This is a genomic window from Streptomyces sp. NPDC002513 (genome assembly GCF_053595355.1).
Genome location: NZ_JBSFXK010000008.1, coordinates 1 through 25,832 on the forward strand (window position 1 = coordinate 1; position 25,832 = coordinate 25,832).

The 25,832-nt window shown below is 69.4% G+C and carries 22 protein-coding genes and 4 pseudogenes; 9 read left to right on the forward strand and 17 right to left on the reverse strand.

Annotation, left to right across the window (positions count from 1 at the left end):
* Window positions 1-456: 456 nt before the first annotated feature.
* Window positions 457-2,319 (forward strand): ABC transporter ATP-binding protein, encoded by a 1,863-nt coding sequence (locus tag ACWD5Q_RS07920; RefSeq protein ID WP_451426304.1) that lies wholly within the window; start codon window positions 457-459, stop codon window positions 2,317-2,319.
* The gene (locus ACWD5Q_RS07925) at window positions 2,316-3,191 is read left to right on the forward strand and encodes an NUDIX hydrolase (protein WP_451426159.1); all 876 of its coding nucleotides are present in this window, start codon (window positions 2,316-2,318) and stop codon (window positions 3,189-3,191) included. The genes ACWD5Q_RS07920 and ACWD5Q_RS07925 overlap by 4 nt, the downstream gene beginning before the upstream one ends.
* 75 nt (window positions 3,192-3,266) lie before the next feature.
* Here the strand turns inward: ACWD5Q_RS07925 and ACWD5Q_RS07930 are convergent, their stop codons facing one another.
* The gene (locus tag ACWD5Q_RS07930) at window positions 3,267-3,710 is read right to left on the reverse strand and encodes a MarR family winged helix-turn-helix transcriptional regulator (protein ID WP_451426160.1); all 444 of its coding nucleotides are present in this window, start codon (window positions 3,708-3,710) and stop codon (window positions 3,267-3,269) included.
* Between the two features lie 106 nt (window positions 3,711-3,816).
* On the opposite strand from ACWD5Q_RS07930, the gene ACWD5Q_RS07935 reads away from it, so the two are divergent.
* The 3 genes and pseudogenes from ACWD5Q_RS07935 (at window position 3,817) to ACWD5Q_RS07945 (ending at window position 6,874) form a co-directional block, all read left to right on the forward strand.
* The gene (locus tag ACWD5Q_RS07935; RefSeq protein WP_451426161.1) at window positions 3,817-4,740 is read left to right on the forward strand and encodes a quinone oxidoreductase family protein; all 924 of its coding nucleotides are present in this window, start codon (window positions 3,817-3,819) and stop codon (window positions 4,738-4,740) included.
* A gap of 349 nt (window positions 4,741-5,089) precedes the next feature.
* A pseudogene (locus ACWD5Q_RS07940) lies at window positions 5,090-5,791 on the forward strand (IS256 family transposase); the annotation flags it as partial.
* 60 nt (window positions 5,792-5,851) lie between these two features.
* Window positions 5,852-6,874, forward strand: coding sequence for a hypothetical protein (locus tag ACWD5Q_RS07945; protein ID WP_451426162.1), 1,023 nt, complete (start codon window positions 5,852-5,854; stop codon window positions 6,872-6,874).
* Between the two features lie 181 nt (window positions 6,875-7,055).
* Here ACWD5Q_RS07945 and ACWD5Q_RS07950 read toward each other — a convergent pair whose 3' ends face one another.
* The 6 genes and pseudogenes from ACWD5Q_RS07950 to ACWD5Q_RS07975 all read right to left on the reverse strand — a co-directional run bounded on the left by ACWD5Q_RS07950 (window position 7,056) and on the right by ACWD5Q_RS07975 (window position 12,277).
* Window positions 7,056-7,532 carry a hypothetical protein gene (locus ACWD5Q_RS07950; protein ID WP_451426163.1) on the reverse strand — a complete coding sequence of 159 codons (477 nt, stop codon included), beginning with the start codon at window positions 7,530-7,532 and terminating at the stop codon, window positions 7,056-7,058.
* A gap of 202 nt (window positions 7,533-7,734) precedes the next feature.
* Window positions 7,735-8,100, reverse strand: coding sequence for a nuclear transport factor 2 family protein (locus ACWD5Q_RS07955; RefSeq protein WP_451426164.1), 366 nt, complete (start codon window positions 8,098-8,100; stop codon window positions 7,735-7,737).
* A 127-nt stretch (window positions 8,101-8,227) separates the two neighbouring features.
* Window positions 8,228-9,219: pseudogene (locus ACWD5Q_RS07960) on the reverse strand (DUF4158 domain-containing protein); the annotation flags it as partial.
* Between the two features lie 181 nt (window positions 9,220-9,400).
* On the reverse strand, window positions 9,401-10,699 hold the full coding sequence (locus ACWD5Q_RS07965; RefSeq protein ID WP_451426165.1) for an amidohydrolase family protein: 1,299 nt from the start codon (window positions 10,697-10,699) through the stop codon (window positions 9,401-9,403).
* Window positions 10,700-10,739: 40 nt separating this feature from the next.
* The gene (locus ACWD5Q_RS07970) at window positions 10,740-10,997 is read right to left on the reverse strand and encodes a hypothetical protein (protein ID WP_451426166.1); all 258 of its coding nucleotides are present in this window, start codon (window positions 10,995-10,997) and stop codon (window positions 10,740-10,742) included.
* A gap of 110 nt (window positions 10,998-11,107) precedes the next feature.
* Window positions 11,108-12,277 (reverse strand): trans-sulfuration enzyme family protein, encoded by a 1,170-nt coding sequence (locus ACWD5Q_RS07975; RefSeq protein WP_451426167.1) that lies wholly within the window; start codon window positions 12,275-12,277, stop codon window positions 11,108-11,110.
* A gap of 152 nt (window positions 12,278-12,429) precedes the next feature.
* On the opposite strand from ACWD5Q_RS07975, the gene ACWD5Q_RS07980 reads away from it, so the two are divergent.
* Window positions 12,430-12,873 (forward strand): Lrp/AsnC family transcriptional regulator, encoded by a 444-nt coding sequence (locus ACWD5Q_RS07980; protein ID WP_451426168.1) that lies wholly within the window; start codon window positions 12,430-12,432, stop codon window positions 12,871-12,873.
* Window positions 12,874-12,923: 50 nt separating this feature from the next.
* Here ACWD5Q_RS07980 and ACWD5Q_RS07985 read toward each other — a convergent pair whose 3' ends face one another.
* From ACWD5Q_RS07985 to ACWD5Q_RS08000, 4 genes and pseudogenes are all read right to left on the reverse strand, one after another.
* Complete coding sequence (locus ACWD5Q_RS07985) at window positions 12,924-13,778, reverse strand: PhzF family phenazine biosynthesis protein (RefSeq protein ID WP_451426169.1); 855 nt, start codon at window positions 13,776-13,778, stop codon at window positions 12,924-12,926.
* Window positions 13,779-14,039: 261 nt separating this feature from the next.
* The gene (locus ACWD5Q_RS07990; RefSeq protein ID WP_451426170.1) at window positions 14,040-14,234 is read right to left on the reverse strand and encodes a DUF2510 domain-containing protein; all 195 of its coding nucleotides are present in this window, start codon (window positions 14,232-14,234) and stop codon (window positions 14,040-14,042) included.
* A gap of 67 nt (window positions 14,235-14,301) precedes the next feature.
* Window positions 14,302-14,467: pseudogene (locus ACWD5Q_RS07995) on the reverse strand (SDR family oxidoreductase); the annotation flags it as partial.
* Between the two features lie 78 nt (window positions 14,468-14,545).
* Window positions 14,546-14,743 (reverse strand): hypothetical protein, encoded by a 198-nt coding sequence (locus ACWD5Q_RS08000; protein ID WP_451426171.1) that lies wholly within the window; start codon window positions 14,741-14,743, stop codon window positions 14,546-14,548.
* A gap of 232 nt (window positions 14,744-14,975) precedes the next feature.
* On the opposite strand from ACWD5Q_RS08000, the gene ACWD5Q_RS08005 reads away from it, so the two are divergent.
* The gene (locus tag ACWD5Q_RS08005) at window positions 14,976-17,390 is read left to right on the forward strand and encodes a SpoIIE family protein phosphatase (protein WP_451426172.1); all 2,415 of its coding nucleotides are present in this window, start codon (window positions 14,976-14,978) and stop codon (window positions 17,388-17,390) included.
* A gap of 65 nt (window positions 17,391-17,455) precedes the next feature.
* Here ACWD5Q_RS08005 and ACWD5Q_RS08010 read toward each other — a convergent pair whose 3' ends face one another.
* Together ACWD5Q_RS08010 and ACWD5Q_RS08015 are read right to left on the reverse strand one after the other, a co-directional pair.
* Complete coding sequence (locus ACWD5Q_RS08010; protein WP_451426173.1) at window positions 17,456-18,733, reverse strand: vanadium-dependent haloperoxidase; 1,278 nt, start codon at window positions 18,731-18,733, stop codon at window positions 17,456-17,458.
* 477 nt (window positions 18,734-19,210) lie between these two features.
* A pseudogene (locus ACWD5Q_RS08015) lies at window positions 19,211-19,354 on the reverse strand (helix-turn-helix domain-containing protein); the annotation flags it as partial.
* Between the two features lie 59 nt (window positions 19,355-19,413).
* On the opposite strand from ACWD5Q_RS08015, the gene map reads away from it, so the two are divergent.
* The gene (gene map / locus ACWD5Q_RS08020) at window positions 19,414-20,181 is read left to right on the forward strand and encodes a type I methionyl aminopeptidase (RefSeq protein WP_451426174.1); all 768 of its coding nucleotides are present in this window, start codon (window positions 19,414-19,416) and stop codon (window positions 20,179-20,181) included.
* A 192-nt stretch (window positions 20,182-20,373) separates the two neighbouring features.
* Here map and pdxR read toward each other — a convergent pair whose 3' ends face one another.
* The gene (pdxR, locus tag ACWD5Q_RS08025; protein WP_451426175.1) at window positions 20,374-21,822 is read right to left on the reverse strand and encodes a MocR-like pyridoxine biosynthesis transcription factor PdxR; all 1,449 of its coding nucleotides are present in this window, start codon (window positions 21,820-21,822) and stop codon (window positions 20,374-20,376) included.
* A 96-nt stretch (window positions 21,823-21,918) separates the two neighbouring features.
* Here pdxR and ACWD5Q_RS08030 point away from each other — a divergent pair, with 96 nt between their 5' ends.
* Window positions 21,919-22,140, forward strand: a complete 222-nt coding sequence (locus tag ACWD5Q_RS08030) for a hypothetical protein (protein WP_451426176.1) — start codon at window positions 21,919-21,921, stop codon at window positions 22,138-22,140.
* Window positions 22,141-22,256: 116 nt separating this feature from the next.
* On the opposite strand, the gene ACWD5Q_RS08035 is transcribed toward ACWD5Q_RS08030, so the two are convergent.
* From ACWD5Q_RS08035 to ACWD5Q_RS08045, 3 genes are read right to left on the reverse strand one after another with little or no spacing between them, the layout of a single operon-like run.
* Window positions 22,257-22,442, reverse strand: a complete 186-nt coding sequence (locus ACWD5Q_RS08035) for a hypothetical protein (protein ID WP_451426177.1) — start codon at window positions 22,440-22,442, stop codon at window positions 22,257-22,259.
* A gap of 29 nt (window positions 22,443-22,471) precedes the next feature.
* Entirely contained in the window at window positions 22,472-25,366 is a 2,895-nt protein-coding gene (locus ACWD5Q_RS08040; RefSeq protein ID WP_451426178.1) for a M48 family metalloprotease, read from the reverse strand.
* Window positions 25,363-25,782, reverse strand: coding sequence for a hypothetical protein (locus tag ACWD5Q_RS08045; protein ID WP_451426179.1), 420 nt, complete (start codon window positions 25,780-25,782; stop codon window positions 25,363-25,365). The genes ACWD5Q_RS08040 and ACWD5Q_RS08045 overlap by 4 nt, the downstream gene beginning before the upstream one ends.
* Window positions 25,783-25,832: the final 50 nt, after the last annotated feature.

Consider the following 25,832-nt stretch of genomic DNA (forward strand, 5'->3'; position numbering starts at 1 on the left):
CATCCGCTGGGAGATCCGCGACGACATCCACGAAGCGTTCCTCAGCCTGGCCTGCGGCATCATCTGCTGGCGCCGACTGGTCAACCTCTCACTTTGTTAGGAGTTCTAAGAGCACCAGTACCCCTCACGCGCCCAGATGGAGGACGCCATGAATCCTGTACTCGCCCCCACGAATGAGCCTCTTGGATTCGAACAGCGGCGGCCCGTCGTCGGCTCCTTCTCCCTCACCACGCACACGGTTGACGCCGTCACCCGCCGCTCAGCACGACCGGACACGGGGTGGGCAGCATGAGCGAGCCGACCGATGCAGCAGCCGACCGTGTCCCGGGGCCGCGCACCACCCGGGTGCCCTCCACATCCACAGCAACGTCTGTCCGCCCTCACAACGGACCGGACGTCATCACTTCACAGACCGAGCCGGGCACTGCCCCCGAGACAGCCGTCTCCGCCCCGCAGATGCGGTACGTCGACCTGACCGGCAGCCGGGAAGCGGCCGGGCGGTCCATCCGGATGCGGGACATGGCCCGGCGTCTGCCCCAGTTGGTGCGCCGCTCACTGGCTCTCGCCTGGCAGGTCGACCGACGCGCGACCATCGGCCTCCTGCTGTGCCAGGCCGTCACAGGGGTGATGCAGGCCCTCGGCCTGGTCGCCATCAGCGGCACCCTCACCGCGCTGCTCACCAGCGGAGACGTCTACGACCGGCTGCTTCAGGCGTGGCCGTCCGTGGCCCTGCTGGCCGGAGCCGCCGGGGTGCGCGCGCTGCTGGGCATCATCGTCAACTGGCTGTCCTCCCGGCTGGGCCCGCTGATGTCGCGCGAGGCCGAACAGATGCTGCTCACCGGCTGCGCCGAGGCCGAGTTGTGCGCCTACGACGACCCCGACTTCAACCGTGCCCGCGAGGCCGCCGACCGCGGAGCGCAGGTCACCGGGGACCTGATCGACGAGGGGCAGGACCTGATCGCCTCCTCGGCGTCGTTCGTCGCCGGGGCGCTCGTGCTCGCCGGAGTGAACTGGATGCTGCTGCCGCTCCTGATCGCGGCCAGTCTCCCGCAAGCCCTGGCCCAGGTCAGTGCCGCACGGGTCCGATACCTGGCGAACCTGCGCAGCAACGGCGACCTGCGGATGCTGTCGGTGCTGCGCTGGCACATCTACACCAAGGACGCCGCCGACCAGATCCGGGCCGGCACCATGTCCGCGTTCCTGTCCGGGCGGTACCGGGAGACAGTCGCCCGGATCAACCGCGAGGACCGGGCCGCAGCCGACGAGGGCGCCCGCATGTCCCTGGTCGGCGCGTTGTGCGGGGGCCTGGGATCGGCCCTCGTGTGGGCGGCGGTCGTCCTGCTGCTGGCCAACGGACGCATCAGCGTCGGGCACGCGGGAACCGCCGTCTTCGCCCTACAGACGGTGGGCCAGTCGGTCCGCGGCCTGGTGGCCGTCGGCGCGCGGGCCGTACGGACCGGCCTGTACATGGACGACTGGAGCGGCTTCCTGGACAAGGCCGGCGGATTCCGCATGCGCCGTGGTCCGCGCCGACCCGAGCCGCCGAAGACGATCGAGGTCAAGTCGGTCACCCACCGCTACGCGGGCAAGGACCGCGACGCCCTGTCCGACGTCTCGCTCACCTTGCGCCGCGGCGAAGTCACCGCTCTGGTCGGCTTCAACGGATCGGGAAAGTCGACACTGTCCAAGCTGATCAGCGGCCTGAACCTGCCCACGAGCGGGCAGGTGCTGTGGGACGGAATGCCCATCAGCGAAGCGGATCCGCAGGCCCTGTGGCAGCAGGTGGCCCTGGTGCCACAGGACTACGCGCACTGGCCGCTGACGGTACGCGAGAACGTGAACCTGGGACAGCCGACGGCGCGCGGTGACACGGCGGTGCGTGAGGCGTGCGAAGCTGCCGGCGCCGACGAGGTCGTCGACAAGCTCGGTGCCGGCCTGGACACCCTCCTCGCCCGCGAGTGGCTCAACGGCGAAGAACTCAGCGGCGGCCAATGGCAGCGCATCGCTCTGGCCAGGGCCTTCTTCCGCGAGGCAGGACTGCTGGTCCTCGACGAACCGACCGCGAACCTCGATCCCCGCGCCGAGTACCGGATCTTCCAGCGGCTCCGGGACCTGGCCCGTGACCGGGCGGTGCTGCTGGTGACCCACCGCATCACCAATGTCGCCGTGGCCGACCGGATCGTGGTTCTCGACGAAGGCAGGATCGTACAGGAGGGCACCTACCCAGAACTTGCCCGACAACCAGGCATGTTCCAGCAGTTGCTGTCCTACCAGGTCACCTCCGAGCCGGACAGCGAGCAGCACGGAGCACGCCCATGAACCGCACCGACACCACATCACCAGGAACCGCCGACCTGGCCTCGCCCACGGCCACGCACTCCTTTCACCAGCCCACGCCCCTCCGAGGTGATGACGTGCCGCTCACCCGCTCCCACATCCGTGCGACCACCGAGGCGTACCTGGTCCGGCACCCGCACGAGCGAAAGGCCCTGGCCGGGCTGCCGGCCGTCCTCGACCGACCCGACGAGCCGACAAGCCGCGCGACGCTGCCCGGCCACATCACGTGCAGCGCGACCGTCATCGATCGTGAGCGGCGTGTACTGCACATCGGTCACAAGGCGTCGGGGAAGTTCCTCACACCGGGCGGCCACGACGACCGGACCCTTCTGGCTGCCGCGCTGCGCGAGGCGCGTGAGGAAACCGGGATCCTCCCCCAAGACCTCTGTCTCACCCCGCAGTTCCTCGGCGCACCGATCGACGTCCACGACATCGACGCCAATCCGGCCAAGAATGAGCCCGCGCACCAGTACTTCGATTTCCGCTTCGTCTTCTACCTCATGCCCGATCGGCCTCCGTCCCTGACACTGCGGGACGAGGAAGTCTGCGGCGCTCGGTGGCTGGCGTTCGCCGACGTCCGGTCGCCGACGCTGCGGGCCAAACCCCTGGACGCGAAAGCCGAGGGCCTCGATGGGCGGCCGGAGCCGGTGAACGCTTCCGCCTTGATCCATGACGGTCACGGCCGCTATCTGCTTCACCTGGGGGATCAGCGTGAGAGCATCTGCGATTCTGTGGGGGTGCTGCGCACGGCTATCCTGGATCGCCGCCATCCTCGCAGCTCAAAAGGTAGTTGCCGGCACGGTAGTGACTGCACCACATGTGGTGCAAGTGGCTGGGCCGTGTCTCGCTCCTGAAGCCGGGTGTGGCGGGCGGTCATGCCTCGCCGCTGCCTGTGCTGGAACCGCTCCATGACGCTCCTGCCGGCAGCGCTACGCCTCGTACACCCGGGTCAGCAAAGCCATCAACTGTTCGCTTTCCGCCGCACTGAGCGGCGCCAGGAGCGCGGCGTTAGCCTGCTCCGCCAACTCCGCACACCGCTCCAGGATCCGCACGCCCTTCGGCGTTACCGTCACTGCGTTCTTGCGGCGGTCCCGCGGATCGGGTTCGCGCACCGCCAGCCCCGCTTCCTCCAGATCGTTGAGCAGGAGGACCACGTCCTTGGCATCGAATCCCAGTCGGCGCACCACATCCGCCTGGGCGACCGGCCCGTACTCAGCCACTGCCGCGAGCACGGCGTGGTGCGGCAGTTTCAGCCCTTCCTCAGCGATCGCCTCGGCGACCAGGCTCCGGCCGCGCGCCGCTACCCGGCCGGCCAGCCAGCTCGGCAGGGACTGGATGTGCGCCAGGGCAGGCGGGCGCTCGGTGGACTTCATGGAGACAGGCTATCCCCAATTCATTGGACTTCCCAACGGCCCTTCCCTACCCTGCACCCATTGGGAATCCCAACGATTTCGAGCCGTGTCACACCCGGAGGTGTCCATGCGTCGTGTCCGCTACGAGGTCAACGGCGGCCCCGAGGTTCTCTTCACCGAGGAGGCGCCCGTTCCAGAGCCCGGCCCAGGTGAACTACTCGTTCGCACCAATGCGGTCGGTGTCACGCTGCCAGCCGTACGAAAGGTGCGCGAGGGCACCGAGCCCGTCCCCCTCAGCGGCGAGGTAGCGGGCACTGTCGCCGCCGTCGGCGAAGGCGTCACCCGTTTCGCAGTGGGCGACCGTGTCACCGGTCTCTGTTTCTCCCACGCTTACGCCGAACTGGCCATTATCCACGACGCGATGGCCTCTGCCGTTCCCGACCGAGCGACCAGCGTCGAGGCCGTGGCGCTGGTCCGAAGCGGCCTGGTGGCACGCGGCGCCTACGAGTCCGGCCGCCCCCGCCCCGGCGACGCAGTCCTGGTCACCGCTGCGGCCAGCGCTGTCGGCACCCTGGCCCTGCAGTACGCGAAGGCGGGCGAGTCTTCCCGCGTGGTCGCGGCCGTCAGCAGTGCGGACAAGGCGGACTTCGTTCGCGCCCTCGGCGCCGACGAGGTCGTGCTGTATGGAGACGAGTCCTGGGGCGATCCCGTCGATATTGTCATCGACGGTGTCGGTGGAGAACTACTCGGCCCCGCCGTGCGCGCCCTGGCCTCCGGCGGCCGGCTGGTCGCCTTCAGCTCCGGCGGCGGCACGATCGACGCCTACGAACTGCTCATCCGGAGCGCCTCGGCCATCGGCTTCCAGATGGCGGCCATCGCCCGGGCCGAACCCGAAATTTACGCGCACTGGCTTGACGAGCTGTGGGAACTCCACCGCAACCGCACGCTGCGCCCCCGGGTATTCGCTCAAATCCCGCTCGCCGAAGCAACGCGCGCACACGAGATCATCGAGTCCCGCCGCAATCTCGGCAAGGTCGTTCTGGTCCCCTGAGACCAGAACAAGCAACTCGAGAGCAGCAGTGCGAGGTCCTCATCAACGGCACGCCGTGGTTCTGCGGGCTTCGGCGAAGCCCCTCCGTACTGTCGTGGGCTGCTCTCTCACCTCGGAGACAGGGGTGGACCGTTGAGTCGAGCCATGTACTCGTGGTTGACGGATCGGGCAGCGTCGAGGTCTTCCTGGCATTCTTCGAGCTGTCGGCTGAGTTTGATGGCCTCCTGTTCCAACTCGTGATGCGGTACGCGGAGTTAATGGTCACCGAGTAGGCCCGCGTTCGCAGCGCGGGTCGGGAGGGCACGCCCGTACTCAGCGTAGTCACCGACGAAGGCTCCGCGCAGTCCGGCTCCATGGTCTGTCGTCCGGGGACTTCGTTCCGGCGCTGGAGCAGTTCCTCGGCGGCGCCGCGGGCCTGTCCGCGGCAACCGTGACCCGGCTGACGAAACACTGGCAGGACGACCACGCCGCATTCAGGACCGGGACCTGTCGGACCGCGACTACGTGTACGTGTGGGCCGACGGCGTGCACCCCAAGGTCCGGCTCGGGCAGGCGCACTCCTGCGTTCTGGTCCTGCTCGGCGTCCGGCTGGACGGCACCAAGGAGCTGATCGCGCCGGCCGAGGGCCTGCGCGAGTCCACCGAGTCGTGGGCCGACCTGCTGCGCGACTGCCGCCGACGCGGCATGCGCGATCCCGAGCTGGTCGTCGGCGACGGCGCGATGGGGCTGTGGAAGGCGCTGGCCGAGGTGTTCCCGGCTGCCCGGCATCAGCGATGCTGGGTTCACAAGGCCCGGAATGTCACGAACTCTCTTCCGAAGTCCGCTCAGCCGGGCGATCGAGTCGACGTTCTCCACGGTCAAGCTCCGCACCAAGGTCACCCGCGGCGCCGGCAGCCCTGCCGCCGCCCTCGCGATGGTGTTCAAGCTGGTCGAGTCCGCCCAGGCCCGCTGGCGGGCAATCACCGGAGCCCACCTGGTGCCCCTGGTCCGTGCGGGCGCCCGCTTCGAGAACGGCGTCCTGGTCGAGCGCCCTGAGCCTGCGGTGGCATGACCGTCGAAGTGTCAGAAACTCACTGGTCAGCTGATTTCCCAACCGTGATACTCGACGTTCATGACGCGCGATGACCTCACCGAAGACATCCCGGTCAACCCAGCGTTACGTCGGGTTCTGACACGGGCCGGGGGCCCGGAACTGTTGGAACTGCTGGCCAGCGGGATGTCGGGCGCGGATCTGACCACGCTGCTGCTGGAGGTGTTCCGGCGCCGGGCGGACCGGCTTTCGCCGGCCGATGTGATGCGGCGCTATCGCAGCGACCGGTTCGTGGCCCCAGCGCCGGTCGAGTTCACCGCACTGCGCCGCACCGAGGACGCGTTGGTGTCGGCGTTGCCCGACGGCTTCGAGGTCCTCGTGCTCGCCCCGGTCGTGCCGCTGGCCGCGCATTCGGCCGTGGCGACCGTCGATCCACGCAAGGTGATCATGACTGTTCGAGGCAGCGAGGTGGCTGCCGACCCGACGAACGCACTGGCGCTAGAGGCATCGCACCGGCGCTCCCTGGCCCTGGCTGCCGATCCGCGTTCGAATGCGCCGGTCCGGCTGGCGGCCAGCCAGCGAGTGGCTCGCGCCCAGAGCTTCAACGGTCCGAAGAACCTTGCCCACTTCCAGCTCTTCGGTCTCGTGACCGCCGGTCGAGACACCGGCAACCGACTCTTCGAGCACCGGCACTTGGCCGAGCACCTACGGTACGCCGCCCGGGTCATGGCCGGCGTCGGGGCACAGGACACACAGATCAGACTGACCTTTCTGGGGGACACGACTGGTCCGACCCTCGAGCAGATACGCCACGACCTCGCCGGAGTGCCAGGAATACAGGTGTGCGAGGACCCCGACCGGACCACCGGACGCGGCTACTACACCGGCATCTGCTTCAAGATCTACACCAGCATCGGAGGCCACCAGTTGGAAGTCGGCGACGGCGGCTTCGTTGAATGGAGCCAACTGCTCACCGGTAACCGCAAAGAACGCCTGCTGATCAGCGGATTCGGCGTCGACCGCCTTGCCGAGGCCCTGACGTCGCAGCCGGGGTCTGGCGAGTCCTCATCGCAGCAGACAAGTCGAGCAAGCCACAGCTCTTGACAATTACTCTCCTGGTCATCGACGCACACGAGCAGCCCGTGGTGCCGGTTCTTGACTACCTGCGCACGTGCCAGGCGTGCGGTCTCGAGCCTCTGCGTATCGAGGCGTACGGGCGTGCCGTGCTGCGCTGGTTCCGCTTCCTTCCCTGCATCAAGTCAAGGGGCCAGGCTTCGCATCTTGATCAACTCGTGGATGCCAGCCAGTCGTCCGTGTCGCGGTGACGGCCGAGGGCGACAGCATCGAACTCGTCGACGTGGTTACCTTTGGCCACTCCGAGTCGCCGAAGCGCTTGAGAGATCGGGGTGCCGTCAAAGGGGTCTGGTTGTCCCTCTGCCAGACACACCGGGCCGAGGACCACCTTCCCGCCATCCCATACCTGCGCGGACTGCGTTCCAACCCCGCCGAAGTACTCGGCCTCGACATAGGCTATCGGACCATGCGCGGAGCAGACGGCCAGCGCGCGGTCGAACCCAGCGGGCGTCTTCCAGAACCCTTCGAGCTCGGGCGCAACCGCGACGGTTACTGCGTCGAACAGCACGTCGGTCATGGGCAGCAGCGACAGCTGCTGGCCGAGTGGGACCACGCGTGCGTCCTCGACGGAGCCGATCAATTCGCGGAGCACAGGATTGGCGGCGATGACCGCTTGCAGGCAATACATACCGTCATTGTGCTCGCGATGGCGGACCGGGGCGCCGCACCGGACGCCGCGGTAGCGATCACGAGCGACGGCAGCCTGTGGACCCACGAGGCCGACCGGACCCGTGCGCTGCGCGAACTGATCCAGCGCTACCCGGGCTCCGAACGCCGGGCCGCCATCATACGAGCGGCGGGGCTCGGAATAGGCGGCAACGGCATGAGAGCTAGGCGGCCGGCGTCCCCTGGTGGAAGTACATCCGCCAGCCCGTCTCCGTCAGGCGCCACACGGAGCTGCGCCATGCCCGGCGCCCCTGGTTGTCCGCGAAGTACGTCAGGTGGACGATGCCCGGGGACAGGACGGTCCCGGACATCGCGGTCACCTCGACCGGTGACTCGGGGGACACCGATCCGCCGCTTGTCACCGTCAGGATCGACGTCGCGTCCCAGCGGCGGCCGGACGCTCCGAACTCGGTGAACTCCGGGTCGAGGAGTTCCAGGACGAGGGCCTGAGAGGCGCGCACCTCGGGGTCCAGGAGCCGCAGCTCCGCGTCGATCGCCGCCTGTATCGCACGCTGGTCCTCGTCCGTCATACGGTGACCCTACGGACACACCGCCGGTCCGGCCCAGCGAATATCCCCCCTCGGGGTCAGCCGAGCTTGAGCAGGAGCTCGGCGAGTTCCGCCGGCATGGTGATCATGCAGTCGTGGCCGGTGGGCCCGGGACCAGGCTCACCACCACGGTGGCCGCGCTGGACAGCGCCGCCCGGGGTGCGACCTCCTCCAGCGCCGCCCACAGCGCGGCCACGTCCACATCGCAGCCGCTCTGCTCGATCAGTTCTAGCTCCTCGATGAACACCGCCGCCGCCCTGGCAACCAGCCTCGATGCCTTCTCCAGTTGCGGCAGCGTGGACAGCTGCTGCTTGTCCGTGGATCGCTTCGCGGTGCTGATCAGCCTGGTGGCCATCAGGATCTCGAATAGGTCCAGGGCGTCGTCGATCGACTTGGCCTCCAGGTGGCGCATCACCGCGGTGGACATCGCCGTGCGCTTGGGCTCCGGGGTCCGCTCCCGCCTCGGGGCCTTGGTGCCCAGCCCGTAGCGGGCGAGCGCGGACAGCCGGTTCGGCGGGATCCGCTCCAGCTTCAGGCGGCCCAGCTGGAAGGCCGCGATGTCCTCGACCCGCTGCAACGCGCCCTTCATCGCGGTACCCGTGGTCCGCGTCGGGGGCTGACGCATCCGTTCCAGCTCCGAGTACCGCTTGCCCTCCGGCGTCTTCAGCGTGGCGACCAGGTCACCAGGCAGCGCCGGGTCCGCCCGCCGGGCGGCCTTCGCGACCGTGGTGTGCAGCCTCTTCTCGGGGAGCGGACCTCGGAGACCTGCCGGGCCAGCACGCTCACCCCCGACAGCAGCACCCGGTGCCGGCGCAGCCAGCCCACCGAGTGATCGAACAGTGCCTTCGGCCCCTCTGCATGCGCCGTCCACGCCCGGCCGTGCAGGAACGCCCGGAACCTCCGGCCCTGGGCGTGGTCCTCGAAGGGGTTGTACCCGTACGCGTCGCGGATCTCCCACGCGTGCTCGTACGCCGTCTTCAACCGCTCGGTGTACTCCTTGACGCAGGAGACGTCCTCGATCTCCAACTGCGCGGCCATCGGCTCCTCGGCGAACTTCCCGTACGCCTCAGCCTGCTCATCAGTCAGAAATTCCACCGGCATGCGGCGGACGGTAGCCAGCCCCCGCCAGCGATCGAAGAGCTTCCGGAAAACCCCCGCAATAGCCCGATCGCCTGTGCTGGACGACCAAGATCAAGTGCTTGGCGCCAGCGGCTGCAGCGCTGGTCCCCAGCGCCGGAGATGTGTCCGGATGCGCCGTACCATGTGCGCTGCTTGAGCGCTGTCACTCCGATTCCGGCCGTGGGCGCCAGGTGCCGTCGAGTGGAATGCCGGCGGCCGCCGCGATCCTGTTGCGTGATTCGACCAGTCGGGTCCTCAGCGCCGTCAGGTTTACGTCCACCAGTACGCCGTCGCGTTTGACCACGCGGCCGGCGACGAGAACGGTGTCGACCAGGCCGGGATGGGCGGCGCTGACGATGGTGCCGGCCGGGTCGGTGACCGGGAAAACGGTCAGGTCGTCGGCACGCAGAAGGATGATGTCGGCGTCCTTGCCGGGCGTGATGCTGCCGGTTCGGGTGTCGAGCCCGCACGACCGGGCGGCGTCGACGGTGGCGAACGCCAGCAGGTCCCGGGAGCGCAGGCCTCCGTCCAGGCCGCGCTGCACGGCGAAGGCGGTGCGCATCGTGGAGAACATGTCGCCGCCGGCGGACGGGACGTCGTCGATGGACAGCGTCGGGCGCAGGCCGGCGGCCAGCGCCCGGCCGGTGATCGGTGATCCGAACCCCATCTTCAGCTCGACGTCCGGGCTGATCGACACCGAGCTGCCGGCGTCGGCGAGCATCCGCAGCTCTTCGTCGCTGATCCCGTTGGCGTGGACGAACGTGGTGGTGTCCCGCAGCAGACCGTGCTCGCGCAACTCGGCGACCGGGCGCTGCGTCCCGCCGCCGTCGACATGCAGGCTGGTGCGCAGGCCGAGTTCGGCCGCCAGCTTCAGCTCCTGGGCGACGGTTTCCATGCTGGTGTCTTCGGGCCCGCGCAGCCCCAGCGCCATGGTGACCAGGCCGTCCCCGGCCAGGTCGGAGCGGACGCGGCGGATCTCGGCGCCGACGGGGTCGGGAGTGCCCCATCCTGCGCCGAGGCAGAAGATCGACCGCCCCGGCGTGTCCCGCAGCGCCGCGACGGCGGCGTCCTCGTGCTCGTGGCTCTGCGCGACGTGGTACCAGTCCAGCATCGTGGTCACGCCGGAGTGCAGGGCCTCCAGGCGGCCGAGCAGGGTGCCCACATAGGCGTCCTCGGGCTGGTAATGGGGCTTGACCGTGCCGTGCATGGCCACCGCCCAATCGCGGAATGTCCAGTCCGCGCCGACGCCTCGGAACGCGGTCTGCCAGGTGTGGCGGTGGTTGTCGACGAAACCGGGCATGACGATCCGGTCGGTCGCGTCGATCACCTCGGCGTCCGGCGCATCGATCCGTTCGGCCACCTTGACGATCACGCCGTCTTCGATGAGCACGTCACCGCGGTCGAGATCGCCGACCGCCGGGTCCATGCTGACCACGGTGCCGGCGGTGAGCAGGGTCTTCATCGGGTGAACTCCTTCGCAGACGCTTTCGGATTGTTCGAGATCATGTGTGGCGGCCACCGCTACTCTGCTTACGGCCGTGCCGATCAGCCGCGGACCTCAGAGCCTTCTGCCGCAGGTAGCCGACGAGGATGAGGGCCACCGCCAGGCCACCGGTGAAATACAACTGCCCGCGGGTGTCGGGCCGACGTGCCATGAGGCCCAGGATCGCCAGCACCCCGGCCAGCGCCACCCAGGTCAGGGCCGGGGTGCGCCGACGTGTGGTCGTCCGCCCACGGTGCACTCTGTCGGTGGTGCTCACGGCTTCCTGGCGCGCTCATGGCCTCGGCCACGGTGAGGGCGGGGCGCCGGGAGCCGTGCCACGGGTCTAACCACCGCACAAGCGGTCACTGCCGCCGCACAAACGGTCGCTCAGGTGCTCACCGCGTCGGCGGCGGCGAGTGCGTCGGCGACGAGGTCGGCCGTGTCCTCGGTGCCCGCGGCCAGCCGGACCAGGCCCAGCGGGACCGACTCGGCGATCTGATCCTCGCTGAGCATCCCGCGCCACATGGACGCCGGGTGCACGGCCAGGGATTCGACGCCGCCGAGGCTGGCTGACCGGCGGGAGTAGCGCAGCCGGCCGAGGAAGGCGTCGGCCGGCTCGAAACCGCCGGCGAACTCGATGGCGAGCACTCCGCCGAAACCGCTCATCTGGCCGGCCGCCAGCGTGTGCTGGGGGTGGGTCTCCAGGCCGGGATAGTGCACCCGGCTGACGGCCGGATGCTCGTTCAGCGCCTGGGCGAGCGCGAGACCGTTGGCGTTGTGCCGCGGCACCCGCAGGGGCAGGGTGCGCATGCCGCGCAGCAGCAGCCACGCGTCGATCGGCCCGAGCGTGGCACCGGTGAGCAGGCCGACGTCCCAGATCCGGTCCAGGAGTTCGGCCCGCCCGGCTATCACCCCGGCGGACACGTCGGTATGGCCGTTGAGGTACTTGGTCGCGCTGTGCCAGACCAGATCGATGCCGAGGTCCGCCGGACGCTGGTTGAGCGGGGTGGCGAAGGTGTTGTCCGCCAGGGTGAGCACGCCATGCGCACGGGCGAGGTCCGCGACGGCGCGCAGGTCGGTGATCTGCAGCAGCGGGTTGCTCGGTGATTCCACCAGGATCAGGCGGGTCTGCGGGGTCAGTGCCGTCGCGAACGCCTCCGGGTCGGTCTGGTCCACCAGGGTGGTCGACACGCCGAGGCGCGGCAGCATGTTCAGCAGTACGGACGCCGTGCCGCCGTAGGTGGACTTCTGCCCGATGACGTGGTCACCGGCGGAGACCAGGGCCAGCACGGAGGTGGTGAGAGCGGCCATCCCGGACGCGGTGACCATGGCCGCCTCGGTGTGTTCCAGTTCGGCGACGACGGCAGCGACCTGCGCGTGGTTCGGGTTGCCGAAGCGGGTGTAGAAGTCCTTGCCCCGCGATTCGACGGCGCCCTGCGCGAACGTCTCCCCGTCCTCGGCCCAGAACGCCGCCGTCTGGTAGATGGGCGGTGCCACGGCGCGGGTGGGATGGACGTCGCGATCAGCGTGGACGGTGATGGTGCTGTTGCCCGGCATGGCTGCCCTTCCGTGAACCTCGATATGACGCCATGAAGCGTGGCCGACCGGCGCCCCGATGCGAACAGACTCGAGCAACTTTGGCAGCAAATTGCGTGCACAGCAGGCACATGATTGTGGTACGCAATCCTCTGGAGCAATAATCTGCCACCATGGATGAGGTTGATCGGTCGATTCTGGCTGTGCTTGAACAGCATGGTCGGATCAGCAACGCGGAGCTCGCCGTCCGGGTCGGGCTGTCCCCGTCACCGTGCCTGCGGCGCGTGCGCCAACTGGAGGAAGCGGGGGTCATCCGCGGCTACCGGGCGCTGATCGATCCCGTCGCGGTCGGCCGGAGTCTGCGGGTGTTCGCCGGGGTGCGGCTGATGCGGCACACCCGCGCGGACGTGGTCGCGTTCGAGCGTCGGGTCACCCGACTGCCCGAGGTGGTCGCGTGCCATCACATCACCGGCAACTTCGACTATCTGCTCCAGGTCGAGGTGGCCGACCTGCCCGCCTACGAGGACTTCCACGCCAACCAGTTGGCCAGCCTGCCCGGCGTGGCCACGGTGACCAGCTACGTCACCATGAAAACACTTTCACCCGACACCACATGACGCTCCCGTCCTCACCCCGGTGGTCCGGCGTAGGGGCGGCGGCGGGCGGGTCAGACAGAGATGGTGCCGCGGATGCAGACGGTGGTGGCGCCGCTGACCCAGACGGTGCCGTCCGCGTCGGCGGTGATCTCGATGCTGGCGGCCCGGCCCAGCCTCGCGCCCTGGGAGACCCGGTAGGCGGAGGGTGCGGCCCCGGTGGCAGTGAACCACTGCCCGACGGCCGCGTTCATGCTGCCGCACGCGGGGTCCTCGGGCACGCCGGCACCGGGGGCGAAGGTACGCATCTCGAAGTGATGCTCGGATCCCTCGGGGTAGGCCCCGATCGCGCCGACCATCGCGGTCGGGATGAGGGAGAGGTCGGGTTCGAGGGCGAGAACCTCCTCGGCTGTGGGCAGTTGGAGCACGGCCCAGCCGGGGCCGTTGTCGACCCATTGGTGGGCCACGACCTGGTCACGCGTGATGCCGAATGCGGCGACGATCTGGTTCAGATAGGCGTCATCCAGCGCGCCGTCGCGGACACGCGGCGGCGCCGCGAATGACAGAGTGCCCGTGCCCGTGCCGCGGCGTACGGTGACCAGGCCGACGGCACACTCCTGCACGACACGGCCGGCGAGTTGCGGCGTGCCGCCGCCGTCCAGCCAGGCGCACGCGGAGCCGAGGGTGGGGTGCCCGGCGAACGGCAATTCACCCTGGGGAGTGAAGATCCGCAGCCGGTAATCCGCCTCGGGGACGGTGGGGGGCAGTACGAACGTGGTCTCGGACAGGTTCGTCCAGCGCGCCAGGCGCTGCATCTCCTCGTCGGTCAGGTCCGTCCCGTCCAGGACGACCGCAACCGGGTTGCCGCTGTAGGGGATCGTGGAGAACACGTCGACCTGTGTGAAAGAGCGGGTGCGCGGCATGGTCATCGAGGGCCTCTCGGTAGCGGCAGCGACGAATTCTGCGCTTCCCATCCCATCGGCGGAAGCGTGTCCATCCCAACGGAAGCTCCAGCGGTCAGGACAGGGCCAGTGGCGACAAAGTGGACTGACCATCCGCGGCTTCGGGACGAGTCGTGCACCGCTTCCACCGCCAGGCTCTCGCTGAACTCTTGGTGGACGATGGCGATCCGTGCCGACGTACGGCAGCGAGGGCCGGACGTTCCTGTGACGGGCCGGACGGCGCCGCAGTCAGGCGCTGGTGCCGCCGACCAGCACGAGGGCGCCGGCCATGAGCCCCACGACCAGGCCGCGACGCCGCTTGCCCCCGCCGGGCGGCTGCGGCGCCTGCACGTGCTCGGTCCAGGTCGTGCCGTCCCACCACCGATGCCCGGCCGGGCCGCCGCCCTCATGCCACGGGTCCGGGTACCACCCAGGGGTCGCCATGTCCACGGCGGCACCTTACCCTCACGTTCTGACGGCGCGGCCACCGAGGTTGACCGTCCCACCCGGCTCACAGCGGTGTCAGGTACGCGCCCGAGATCCCGCCGTCCACCAGGAAGTCGGTGGCGTTTCACGAAGGAGGAGTCGCCGCCGGCGAGGAACGCGACCGCCGCGGCGATCTCCCTGGTCTCCGTGAACCGGCCGACCGGGATGTGCACCAGGCGGCGCGCGGCTCTGGCCTCGGCGTTGTCATGGAGAAAGGTTCGAGAGACGTCCGCGCGGCGACGGCGGCGACGCTGCCCTGGGAAGTTCGATCAGAGGTGCCCCAGGCCCCAGCCGCGGACCCAGCCGTTGATCCGCTCAGCTGTGGCGAGCGCGGCACGTAGCCCGTCGCTGCCGAGCACGGGGTGGCTGTGGCTGTCGACCAGGCCGGGGAGGAGGGTGGCGTCGGCGAGGTCGATCGCATGACCGGGTACCGCGGGATGTGGCGTAGCCCCGCTCAGCCGAGTCACCGTGCAGCGGGCCGAGTGGCCTGGTCTTCACGATCGGGGCGGCCTGGCCGGGAAACAGTGTCTGGCAGGCCCGCAGCGCCCGGGAAGCGGCGGATGCGCCGGCCGGGGCGGGCACGCAGATCCGCGAGGAAGCACCCTGCGCACATGATGCAGTGCGGAGCGCATTTGAACCGAGGTGCTGGACGGCGCATGCTGGAGGCTAGCCAGACGACCGGCCTGAGTGAGGTGGGTCATGGACGCCTGTGGTTCCCCTCCGCGCGAAGGGCCGGCGGACGCGGAGGCCAAGGGCGCGCTCGTGATCATGATCGACGACCACGGGATCATCACCGGCTGGAGCCGGGACGCTGAGCGGATGCTCGGCTACCGTGCCGAGGACGCCGTGGGGCGACCGGCTGTGGATCTGTTGGTACCCGTCGGCGCCCCACCGCTGTGGACCCTTCCCCCTGGGCAGGACGGCTGGACGGGGGAAGTGTCAGTACGGCGCCAGGACGGCTCCGTGCTGCCACTGCGAGTGAGGGGCCACCAGTTCATGGACCGCGGTGCCCATGTCCAGTGGATACTCGTGGCAGGCACTCCGGGACGGTTCCTCCCACTGGAGGCCGAGCAGACGATGCTGGAGTGGTTGTTCACCCGCTGCCCCGTCGCAGTGACGATCTTCGATACGGATCTCCGGTGTGTGCGGCAGAACGCCGCCATGACTGATCTGATCGGCCTACCGGAGTCCGAGTGCCGGGGGAAACGCCTGCCGGAGATCATGTCCGGGTCCGATGCCACACTGTGGGAGGGGTGCATGCGCCGGGCGCTCGAGACGGGCGAGCCCGCCTTCGGCGGTGAGATCCACAGCCGACTGCGCACCTGCCCCGGTCATGATCATGTCTTTGCTGCCTCAGCCTCCGCTCTGCACGACCTCCGGGGGAACGTCCTCGGCCTGTGCACAACAGTGGCAGACGTCACCGCTCAGCACAGAGCCCGGGAGCGGCTGACCCTGCTGAACGAAGCCGGCACTCGAATCGGCAGCACTCTGGACATCATGCACACCGCTCGGGAACTTGCCGACGTGGTCGTTCCCAGGCTTGCCGACTGGTTCACCGTCGACTTGCTGGAGCCGATGGTCACCGGCGACGAGCCCGGCCCGTTCACCGGTGTCGTGGCGCTGCGCCGGATTGCGAACCGGTCAATCCTCGAAGGATCCCCTGAGGCTGTGCGTCAGCCCGGGGAACTGGACTTCTACCCGGCGCATTCACCGCCGGTTCGCTGCATGGCGACGGGTCGATCGGTACTTCACAACGTGTCGGACGCCGAGATGAGATCCTGGCTGGCCCAGGATCCTGTGCGGGCCGACAAGTTCCGCGCATATGGATTTCAGTCGATCATGAGCGTTCCTGTTCGAGCCCGAGGCATGACCTTGGGCGTCACCGTATTCTTCAGACGGACCAGGGTCCCGTTCGCGGACGATGACCGCCTTCTGGCCGAAGAACTGGTCGCCCGGGCCGCGGTCTGCCTGGACAACGCACGCCGTTACACCCGCGAGCGCACCGCCGCACTCACGCTGCAGCAGAGCCTGCTCCCGCAGAGGAATCCCGCCCACGCAGCCGTCGAGACCGCATCCCGCTATCGTCCCGCCGGTGGCCAGTCCGGCCTCGGGGGCGACTGGTTCGACGTGATCCCGCTGTCCGGGGCGAGGGCCGCGCTGGTGGTCGGCGATGTCGTCGGCCATGGCGTCAACGCTGCCGCGACCATGGGGCGTCTGCGCACAGCGGTACGCACCCTCGCCGATGTCGATCTGCCCCCAGACGAGTTGCTGACCCATTTGGACGACGTGGTCATCCGTCTCGGCGCTGAAGACGACGACGTCGGCAGTGACGCCTCGGTCCTCGGAGCAACCTGTATGTACGCCGTCTACGACCCGGTCTCCCGTGCGTGCTGCGTCGCACGCGCCGGACATCCCCCGCCGGTTCTGGTCGCCCCGGATGGCGAGGTCCGACTCCTGACGCTGCCCACCGGTCCCCCGCTTGGCCTGGGAGATCTGCCGTTCGAAGCCGCAGAGATAGAACTCGCCGAAGGAAGCCTTCTCGCGTTCTACACCGACGGACTGCTCGACTACCGTACGAGCGACCTCGATGACGCACTCCAGCGCTTGTGCCGCGCACTCGCCGAACCTGCTTCGTCCCTGGGGACGTTGTGCGACCGCGTGCTCCATGACGTGCTGCCCGACCACTTCATGGATGACGCCGCCCTGCTCATCGCTCGCACGCACGCCCTGGACGTGGACCAGGTCGCGGTCATGGACGTACCGGGCGATCCCTCGGTGGTAGCCGCGGCCCGCTCCTGGTCCACCCGCCAACTCGCCGCGTGGGGACTGGACCATGTGTGCTTCGTCACCGAACTGGTCGTGAGTGAGCTGGTCACCAACGCCATCCGCTACGGCACCGCTCCCATCCAACTCCGGCTGATCAGGAACCGAACGCTCATCTGCGAAGTGTCCGACGGCAGCAGCACCACACCCCACATGCGCCGCGCACGGCACTCCGACGAGGGAGGACGTGGCCTCCTCCTCGTCGCCCAGCTCACCCAGCGCTGGGGCACACGCCACACGCACGAGGGAAAGACTGTCTGGTGCGAACAGCTCATTGACCGGGCCTGGTGATGATGTCGCCGAGGTCACCGCGGCCCAGGTCTCACCGCCGCGGGGCGGACGACCGCCGCGGACGGTCAGAGGTGACCCGCCACGAAGTCGGCCACCTGTGTGCCGAGTTGCTGGCCCGCGCGGTTGTCGAGCGAGGTGTGCTGGCCGGACCAGATCCGGCTGAGCCACGCTTCAGTGGCGGCGTCCTGGAAGCCGGCAAAAGTTCGGGTGATGCCTTTCGACGTCACCGCGAAGTGATACCGCGCACCGTGGAACCCAGCGAGCGCCGTTGCCGCCGCCTGGCTGAGGGCTCCGTGAGCGCCGGGATAGGACGGATCCGGGGCGGTCGTCAGCAGGGGGGTCCAGTGGGGATCGCCGACGATACGCGCGTTGTAGTGCGTATCGCCGAGCCGGATGGCGGTCACGGGCCGCCATACGCGGTAGGTGTACTTGGCGTCGTACATCGCGATAGCGGTGTCGGCAAGGGACAGGTCGAGACGGGCGAAGACCTTCACCGCCTTCTCCAGGCTCGCGTTCTGGGAGGTGACAAGATTCTGCGCGATCTGGTTCCAGACGTTCCAGACGGGCGCCGCCGCCCAGAACTTCGCGGCCGCGGTCTGATCGGGGGTGCGGGTGGTACTGGTCTTGCTCCCCAGGCTCTTGACCTCGTTCACAGCGGTGGCGTACGCGTCGCTGCTCACGGCGGGCGGCGCCGCCGGGCGGAACTGGCGTCCGTCGGCCAGTACGAACGGCTTGACCGAGCCCCAGTTGGTGAACACCGGTGTGGGGAAGTCGGGAGGGGTGGGCCGGTAGTCACCGGCCTTGTCGCCGGGGCGGAACCGCGGCGGCTTCGCTGAGGATCCGTCGTGGGACCGCAGGCTGAGCAGTCGGCGGGCGACCTCGGCTCCCACACGCGTGCCCGCCTGCTTGCCGGGGCCGTTGGGTATCGCGGACAACTGGCTGCCGAGCCGTTGATCCACGCCCGCGCGCTTGGCCGGGTACAGGGCGACCAGCACATCGTGGGCTGCCTGGTCCGCTGCGGCGTCCGCACGAGCACCTCGCGGCGCCGACACCGAGAACATGTAGGCGGGGCCGGCCCGGGTGATCGATATGACCGCGTCGTACTCGGCAGCCTGGAGGAGCGCGAAGCTGCGTGTGGGGTGGACGGTGGCCGGCTGCGCCTTCGGATCGCCGAGGATGGTGATGAGCTCGCGGTTCCATTCCACGACCGACGTCCCCGACCCTGTGGCCGCGATGGGCAGGGCCGGCGAGTGAGCGGCGCCGGACCCGAAGGCGGGGCTGGTGAGTCCGGCCGCAAGCGCGGTTCCGGTCAGTATGGCGAGCGTCTTCTGCTTTCCACCCATGTTCTGTGGCTCCCTGTCGCTGGTGGCGGGCTGTGGCGACCGTGGCCGTACGCGTCGGCCATGTGGGCCACGGCGGACCACACGGTCAGCGGACACCACGGATCGAGCACGGAGTCCGCGGCGCGTGCCGCACAGTCCCACTCCGGACATCCGTGCCGGAGTGGGACGAGGATTGCGAAGCCGGTTCCCGTACGACCGATGCCTGCGCCGGGCCGGTCGTTGAAACATCTACGACTGGACTCATCGGGATACCGTCTACGAGGCGGCACGCGTCACCCACACCAACGTTTCGGAGGGCTGACCGGGCGCGCAAGGCCCTGCAACCCGGTCACCTCTTCACGCCATCAAGGTCGCTTGCCAGATACAGCCTGCAGGGACCCGATCCACGCCGCAACTCCGGCGCGTCCTCTCAACCGACGGTCGTATCGATCACAGCGTCGGCGTCTTCAGACAGCTCCACCATGAACTCCTCAAGCTCTCGCGCAGGGTCTCCACGGAAGCCCCCGCCGCGGCCACCACCTCCGCCGTGCTGCGGCTGCCGCGCGCTCGACGCAGCAACGCACCGAACCGCTCGCCGCGTTCCCGTTCCCGTTCCCACGGTGTCAGAGGACTCCTCACCACGACCGTGATACTAATACCGGTATAAGTATTGGGTCGACGTGCTGCAAGGAGTCAAACACATGGTGGAGATCAAGACCGATGCCGCATTGGACGCGATGCGGGCAGCCGGACGTGTGGTGGCCCGCGCCCTGGCCGCAGTCCAAGAAGCAGCCGGCGTGGGGGTGTCCCTGCAGGATCTGGACGAAGCGGCCCGGTCAGTTCTGGCCGAGGCCGGAGCCGGCTCCCCGTTCCTCGGATACCGGCCGTCCTTTGCCCCGGTCGCTTTCCCGGCCGTGATCTGCACGTCCGTCAACGACGCCGTGTCGCACGGCATCCCCACCGGCTACCGGCTGCGCGACGGCGACCTGGTGAGCATCGACTGCGGCGCCCAGCTCGACGGCTGGACGGGCGACGCGGCCATCACCTTCACCGTCGGAACGCCACGCCCCGGCGACCTCGATCTGATCGACGCCACTCAGCAGGCCCTCGACGCCGGCATTGCCGCCGCTCAGGTGGGCAGTCGCATCGGCGACATCTCCCACGCCATCGACACCGTCGCCCGCAAGGCGGGCTGCGGCATGCCCGCCGACTTCGGCGGCCACGGCATCGGCCGCCGCATGCACGAAGACCCTCATGTCCCCAACCGCGGCCGCCCCGGCCGTGGCTTCCCCCTTCGCCATGGCCTGGTCCTCGCCATCGAACCCATGCTCATGGCCGGCGGGCAGAACACCTACCGCACCGATATCGATGGCTGGACCCTGCGCACCACCGACGGCAGCAGGGCCGCCCACATCGAGCACACCGTCGCCATCACCGACCAGGGCCCCCGCATCCTGACCCTGCCCTGACGTACTCTCAGACGCTGCCGGACCCGGAACCGGACCATCCGTGCCCGACGGCACGCCCCGTCCAGGTCCTGCTGCCGGGCTGCCGGCATCTCGGCGATGCGGGCGCGAAGGCGGCACTCATCGTGCCGGGGGCATGGCCGACGCCGCCGCGTGGCAGCCGGTCGTGAACGCGCTGGGCGTGGCCGGACCGGTCTATGTGTTGAATCGGCGTGGCCGGAGGACCAGCGGTCCGCTCGGCCCGGACTCGATCGCCTCGCGGAGGCGTCGGACCGCCTCGTGCAGGCCGCTGTCGGCGAGGTTGCCGTAGCCGAGGACCAGGCCGTGGTCGGCGTGGTCCTCGGTGGCGTGATAGACAGCGAGGTCGGCGACGCGCAGCGAACGGGCGGCCGCCGTCGCGACCACGGCGGCGGTGTCCACGGCGGCGGGCAGCCGCAGAATGAGATGGAGGCCGGCCGCGATGCCGGAGACCGGGGCACCGGGCAGCTGATCGGCGAGGGCCCGGACGAGGGTGTCCCGGCGCTGCCGGTACCGCTGCCGACAGGCCCGCAGATGACGGTCGTAGGCGCCCGATTCCAGCAGTGCGGCGAAGGCGAGTTGGTCGAGGATCGAGGGCTGGGCGGCCACCTGGTCGGTCTGGCGCAGCTGTTGGGTCCAGCGCGGCGGAGCCACCACCCACCCGATACCGAGTGCCGGGGACAGGGTTTTGCTCAGCGACTTGAACAGCACGACCCGGGACGGATCCATGCCCTGGACGGCCGCGACCGGGCGGCGGTCGTAGCGGAACTCCGCATCGTAGTCGTCCTCCAGGACGACGCCGTCCACCCGGCGGGCCCAGTCGAGCAGCGCCGCGCGCCGCTCGGGAACGAGCACGGTGCCCAGCGGGAACTGGTGCGCCGGGGCCGTCAGCACGGCGCGCAGGCCCCGATGTCCGGCGAGGTCGTCGATGCGCAGGCCGCCGTGGTCCATACGGATCGGCACGGGCTCCAGGCCCGCCGCGCGGATCACCTGCCGCAGCCGTGTCCAACCCGGTTCCTCGCAGCCGACGGCGGTGATGCCCTGGGCGCGCAGGGCGTGGCACATGCGCCGTACCCCGTCGGTCACGCTCGTGCACACCGTCACGTCCTGCGCGGTCGTGGTGACGCCGCGGGAGCGGCCGAGGGACTCGGCGAGCAGGCGGCGGAGCCGGAGGTGACCGCCGGCCGGCGGGTAGCCGAGCTCCGTGACCCCCGCCTGAGTCACCTGGGCGCGGACGGCGTCGGCCCACCGGCGGCGCGGGAACGCGCGCAGGTCCGGCAGGCCCGGTGCGAGGTCGAAACGGGCGGTCGGAGCCTGGCGTGTCGCGGGGCGCGCGACGTCGGTGTCGAAGGTGTTCGACCACCGCACCCGGGTGGCGGAGCCGCTGCGCGCCTCCAGGTATCCCTCGGCGACGAGCTGGCCGTATGCCTCGGTCACCGCCCAGCGTGAACAGCCGAGGTCGGCGGCGAGCCGGCGACTGGGCGGCAAGGCGGTGCCAACCTCGATGCGCCCCTCCCGGATCGCCGACCGCAGCGCTCGCTTCAGCCGCTCGTGCAGCGGTCCGTCGCCGTGCCGACCCAGGTCGAGCAGGAGATCGCCCGCCACATTGGTCTGTGATACCCGCATGCCATTGGACGGTATCAGCGAGCCGTTTCTCAGTAGCTTGGAATGGCCGACACCAGGGACGTCCGGTCGGCCTCGACTAACACCTGGAGAAACGTGATGGCTTCCCTGAGGCGCTCGACCCCGGCCCACCCGGTGCTCCGCGGCGTGTTCGACGACTGGTACGCGAGGGCCGGTGTCCTCTCGGCGATGCCGGACGCACCGGTCGTGGCGGACGACTCCCGCCCGGAACGGCCCGCGCGGTCACGGCTGCGGGCCCGGCCGGAGCGGCCCGGGCGGCGGTGGTCGCCGCCCCGCCTGGGATGGGGTCGTACGTCGTGAGGAGAGTGGACATCGACTGGCCATGACCCCTGAACGCGGAGTTGCCGTGCACCGGACGGCTGCGGCCGGTCCGGTGCACGGCCATGCCCGCGCTCCCACCGGCCGTCCGGGCGGGTTCACCTCGGCCCACAGCAGTACGGACGACAGGCGCCGGGCAGCACGGCGATCAGCCACAGGCGCAGCCCCGAGACCGCCCAGCACAGCGTCTCCAGCCCGGGGGTGTCCCGGACACCACCGTCGGAGAACTGTCGTGTGCTGTCTCGCAGGACGATTTCGTGGCCTCCTTCGTCGAGGACGGCCACGGAGGCGAACAGGGGGAAGCTGTCCCCGGCTATTTCTCGAACGGCTTCGTCAGCTTGTCCAGGTCGTGGAAGAGGGTGGCCACGGGGTCCACGGGAGGGTTCAGCGCGGAAAGCGCACGCCATGCCCTTGCCGTGTTCAACGGGGTGAGGGCATCGAGGCAGTCCTGTGCGCCTTTGCGGCTGTTCGCCAGTGCGGCCGTCCAGGCGGTCTGCTGTTCGGCGTCGGGGATGGGGAAGTAGGCGTAGGCCCGGTCGATCGTCTTGATCAGGTGCGTGCAGCCGCGCCTCATCGCTCGTCCGTCGATCGTTCCGTTCGACGCGACGCTGCGGTCGATGTCCGCCAGGTCCTGCTCGTAGTCACCCATGATGTCGGCTCCGCCGAAGTGTGCCCATGCGTATACCTGAAAGCCGAGTTGCAGGTCGGACAGGGGACTCTTTCTGAGATCGGTGATCAGCGGGTCGGCGCCGGCCCGGTTCGCGTTTCCAGCCGAGGCCGGAGAGGTCGCGGTGGAGTAGTTCGCCGCGCTGAGACCGAGAAGCACGGTGCAGACCGCTGCGGTGGTTGTGAGGCGTACGGCACCGAGTCTTCTCGTGCCGTGTTCGAGGGGGGCGGCCCCGGGGCGGGCGGGAGCGGGCCGCATGGCCCCGGGGATTCTGGCGATGACCGCGATCGGGAGTCCCGCCACCAGGGCGGCCATGCCGGCCATGGCGAGGAGTTCCGGCAGGAACAGGGAAAGCACCTGCCGATCGCCGCCGGTGGCGATCGCGCACGTGGAACGCACCGTGTTCAGCGGCCGCACGCATCCGTCGGTCGCGTTGACCGCGAGCAGCACGAGCGATCCGATGGCCATCGCGGAACCCGCAGCCGCCATCGCCGCGAGGACATCGCCGCGGCTCAGGAGCGAGGTGAGCAGCACAGCACCGATGACACCGCCCAGCAGGACGGCGAAGAGCCAGTCGGCGTACACGGTGATGCCCGGGACGAACGACTGCCCGTCCTGCCAGATCCACACATGGGCGCGGTACGTGACGGCAACGACACCGACACCCGCCGCGACACCACCGAGAACACCGCATGCCGTACCGGACAGGAGGGCGCGCGGCGGGCGCCTTCGCTCCGGGAGCGGGCCGGACCTGCCCTGGGCGTCGGCTCGGCCGACGGGTCGCAGACGGCGGTGCGCCAGGCCGGCCAGCGGAATGATCCACAGCGCGGCCGTCAGCCATATGCCCCACCATCGGCTCGCCAAGCTGACGACGACGATGGTCAGGTTCGCGATGACATGCGCAGTGGTCGACGGTGCCAACCTGTCCGCGGGGGCGAAGCCTTGGTTGAGGAACTCGAGTGCTGTGGCGTTCGAGTAGGGCATGCCGGTGGCGAAGGCGGTGCCGACGGCCTGCCAGCAGCCGTACCACCAGGCGAACGCCGTCCCGGCGACGGAGAGCGTCACCAGCCCGGCTGCGGTGCGTCGCCAGCCAGGCCGCAGATCGGCGCACAGCCCGGCACAACCCGCGGTCCACCACAGCACCGCAGTCGGCACGATGACCACCAACAGCAGCAGAAACGCCTCCGGGAACGCGGGAGTCCACTGGTTTCCCAGGAACTGGCTGACCGCGAGTTCTCCGCCCAACTGGCCGACGCCCAGCCAGAATCCCGCACGGATCCCGGAGGGCCTGGGTTCGCCTTCTCCGGCGTACACCACACCGCGCCAGACCGCGGCTCCTCCGACGGCCGTGGCCAGCGCCGCCGCAGGCCACATTCCGAGGTCGGCCAGCCAGCCCGGCAGATAGTTGTTGAGTCCGGGAGTGAAGGTGATCAGGTATCCGAGGACCTCGACCGATGCCCCGGTCAGGAACATCGGCAGGGCCCGGACCGCGATGGGTGCGGAGGCGTCGGCCAGTGCGGCGACCCGCATGTCCCAGTCCGGATGAGTGCGCAGAATCGCGGACACCGCACGGCCGGCCGCTCGCACGGGGCTCTGGCGTCCCGGGCCGGGCCGTCGGTGCCGGGTCCAGTAGATCACGTCGGCACCCTGGGCGACCGCGTCGAGGTCCGCGTGGATCTCCCGGGTGCGCAGCACATCGGCCGTGGTCAGGTACATCAGTACGACCATGAACGCGGCCAGGGCCAGATTGCGGGCGAGGACGGCTCCCGAGCCGTCGAAGGGGTTGTCCTCCGATGCGGGTACGGCCAGTTTCCAGCCGTTCACCGCGGCGAAGGGGATCAGCACCGCGATCAGGAACACCCGCCACAGCGCGACCGTCAGATAGGTGATGTCGACGTCCCTGTTACGGATGTGGGCGAACTCGTGCAGCATCGTCGCCTCGAACGCGCTGCGGTCCTGGTGAAACAGCTTCACCAGCCCCATGTCGAGGCGCACTGTGTAGCGCCCCGGCCGTCCGAAGACGACAGCGTTCGCGCTGAACAGCGCTGTCCGGTCGACGACGAAGGCCGGAGTCCTGGGCAGGCCGCTGGTGGCGGCCAGAGTGGCCAGCCAGTCGGTGACTTCGGTGTGCTCAAGCGGCCTGACCCGGGCTCGTCGTCCCTTCCAGCGAGGGATCAGCAGGGCGAGCAGGATCGTGAGCATCAGCACGGCCGCCGTGGCCAGCAGCGGCAACCAGAGCAGGGTCCATCGTCCGACATGCTGGTCGATGCAGACGTGGAAGGCCGGTGTGTCCTGGGCCAGCACGTTGGCGGGGCTGTTGTGCACGGGGTCGAAGCCGGCTGCGAGCTCGCATCCTGCGATGTTGTTGAGGGGATCGGTCAGCAGCGACACAAGATCGGACAGCATGGACAGCGCCCCGGCTACGAACAGCGCGGCCAGAAGGACGAAGCGCTGTGTGGTTCCCGCACCGATGCGTGGCGGCCGACGGGGAGATGCCGGGCTGTCCAGGGACTCGGAGGGCGCTCCCCCCGTTGCCGTCACGCGCTGCCTCCGGCGCTCTGTTCGGGCTGTTCACCGCCTGGCTGTGCCAGCGCCAACCGCCTGACGACGCTGTCCGCGATCCGCTCGGCGCGGTCCCTGGAAAGGCGCGCCTGCTGAGCGGCTTCGCGCACACACCGCTCGACGGTCTCCAACTGTTCACGCGTGAGGGCCGGCGCGCTCGGGGGCAAGGGTTCGCGGCGTCGTCCGAACAGTCGGCGCCGCCCGGACCGTGCTGCCCGCTCGGCGGTCGAGTCGATGACCCGGCGTACGGCCTCATCGACGGCTATCCAGAGCACGGGAGTCAACAGCGCGCCGACGGCTTCGAGACCGAATCCCAGCGGCTCGCTCCGGCGGCGTGGCCTGGTGAGACCCCGGAGCGCCGTCTCGTCGTCCAGCCCGTGCAGTGATTCGACCAACGGAAGTTCTTCCGGAGCGAGTTGTGCGATGACGCTTGAGGTGATGCTGT

Coding starts and splice junctions, on each gene's coding strand:
- ACWD5Q_RS08005 (WP_451426172.1), top strand. CDS start 14,976: ATGGACGCCTGTGGTTCCCCTCCGCGCGAAGGGCCGGCGGACGCGGAG.
- ACWD5Q_RS07990 (WP_451426170.1), bottom strand. CDS start 14,234: ATGGCGACCCCTGGGTGGTACCCGGACCCGTGGCATGAGGGCGGCGGC.
- ACWD5Q_RS08030 (WP_451426176.1), top strand. CDS start 21,919: ATGGCTTCCCTGAGGCGCTCGACCCCGGCCCACCCGGTGCTCCGCGGC.
- ACWD5Q_RS07965 (WP_451426165.1), bottom strand. CDS start 10,699: ATGAAGACCCTGCTCACCGCCGGCACCGTGGTCAGCATGGACCCGGCG.
- ACWD5Q_RS07920 (WP_451426304.1), top strand. CDS start 457: ATGCGGTACGTCGACCTGACCGGCAGCCGGGAAGCGGCCGGGCGGTCC.
- map (WP_451426174.1), top strand. CDS start 19,414: ATGGTGGAGATCAAGACCGATGCCGCATTGGACGCGATGCGGGCAGCC.
- ACWD5Q_RS07955 (WP_451426164.1), bottom strand. CDS start 8,100: ATGACGGACGAGGACCAGCGTGCGATACAGGCGGCGATCGACGCGGAG.
- ACWD5Q_RS07985 (WP_451426169.1), bottom strand. CDS start 13,778: ATGACCATGCCGCGCACCCGCTCTTTCACACAGGTCGACGTGTTCTCC.
- ACWD5Q_RS08010 (WP_451426173.1), bottom strand. CDS start 18,733: ATGGGTGGAAAGCAGAAGACGCTCGCCATACTGACCGGAACCGCGCTT.
- ACWD5Q_RS07980 (WP_451426168.1), top strand. CDS start 12,430: ATGGATGAGGTTGATCGGTCGATTCTGGCTGTGCTTGAACAGCATGGT.
- ACWD5Q_RS07945 (WP_451426162.1), top strand. CDS start 5,852: ATGACGCGCGATGACCTCACCGAAGACATCCCGGTCAACCCAGCGTTA.
- ACWD5Q_RS07925 (WP_451426159.1), top strand. CDS start 2,316: ATGAACCGCACCGACACCACATCACCAGGAACCGCCGACCTGGCCTCG.
- pdxR (WP_451426175.1), bottom strand. CDS start 21,822: ATGCGGGTATCACAGACCAATGTGGCGGGCGATCTCCTGCTCGACCTG.
- ACWD5Q_RS07950 (WP_451426163.1), bottom strand. CDS start 7,532: ATGTATTGCCTGCAAGCGGTCATCGCCGCCAATCCTGTGCTCCGCGAA.
- ACWD5Q_RS07935 (WP_451426161.1), top strand. CDS start 3,817: ATGCGTCGTGTCCGCTACGAGGTCAACGGCGGCCCCGAGGTTCTCTTC.
- ACWD5Q_RS07930 (WP_451426160.1), bottom strand. CDS start 3,710: ATGAAGTCCACCGAGCGCCCGCCTGCCCTGGCGCACATCCAGTCCCTG.
- ACWD5Q_RS07975 (WP_451426167.1), bottom strand. CDS start 12,277: ATGCCGGGCAACAGCACCATCACCGTCCACGCTGATCGCGACGTCCAT.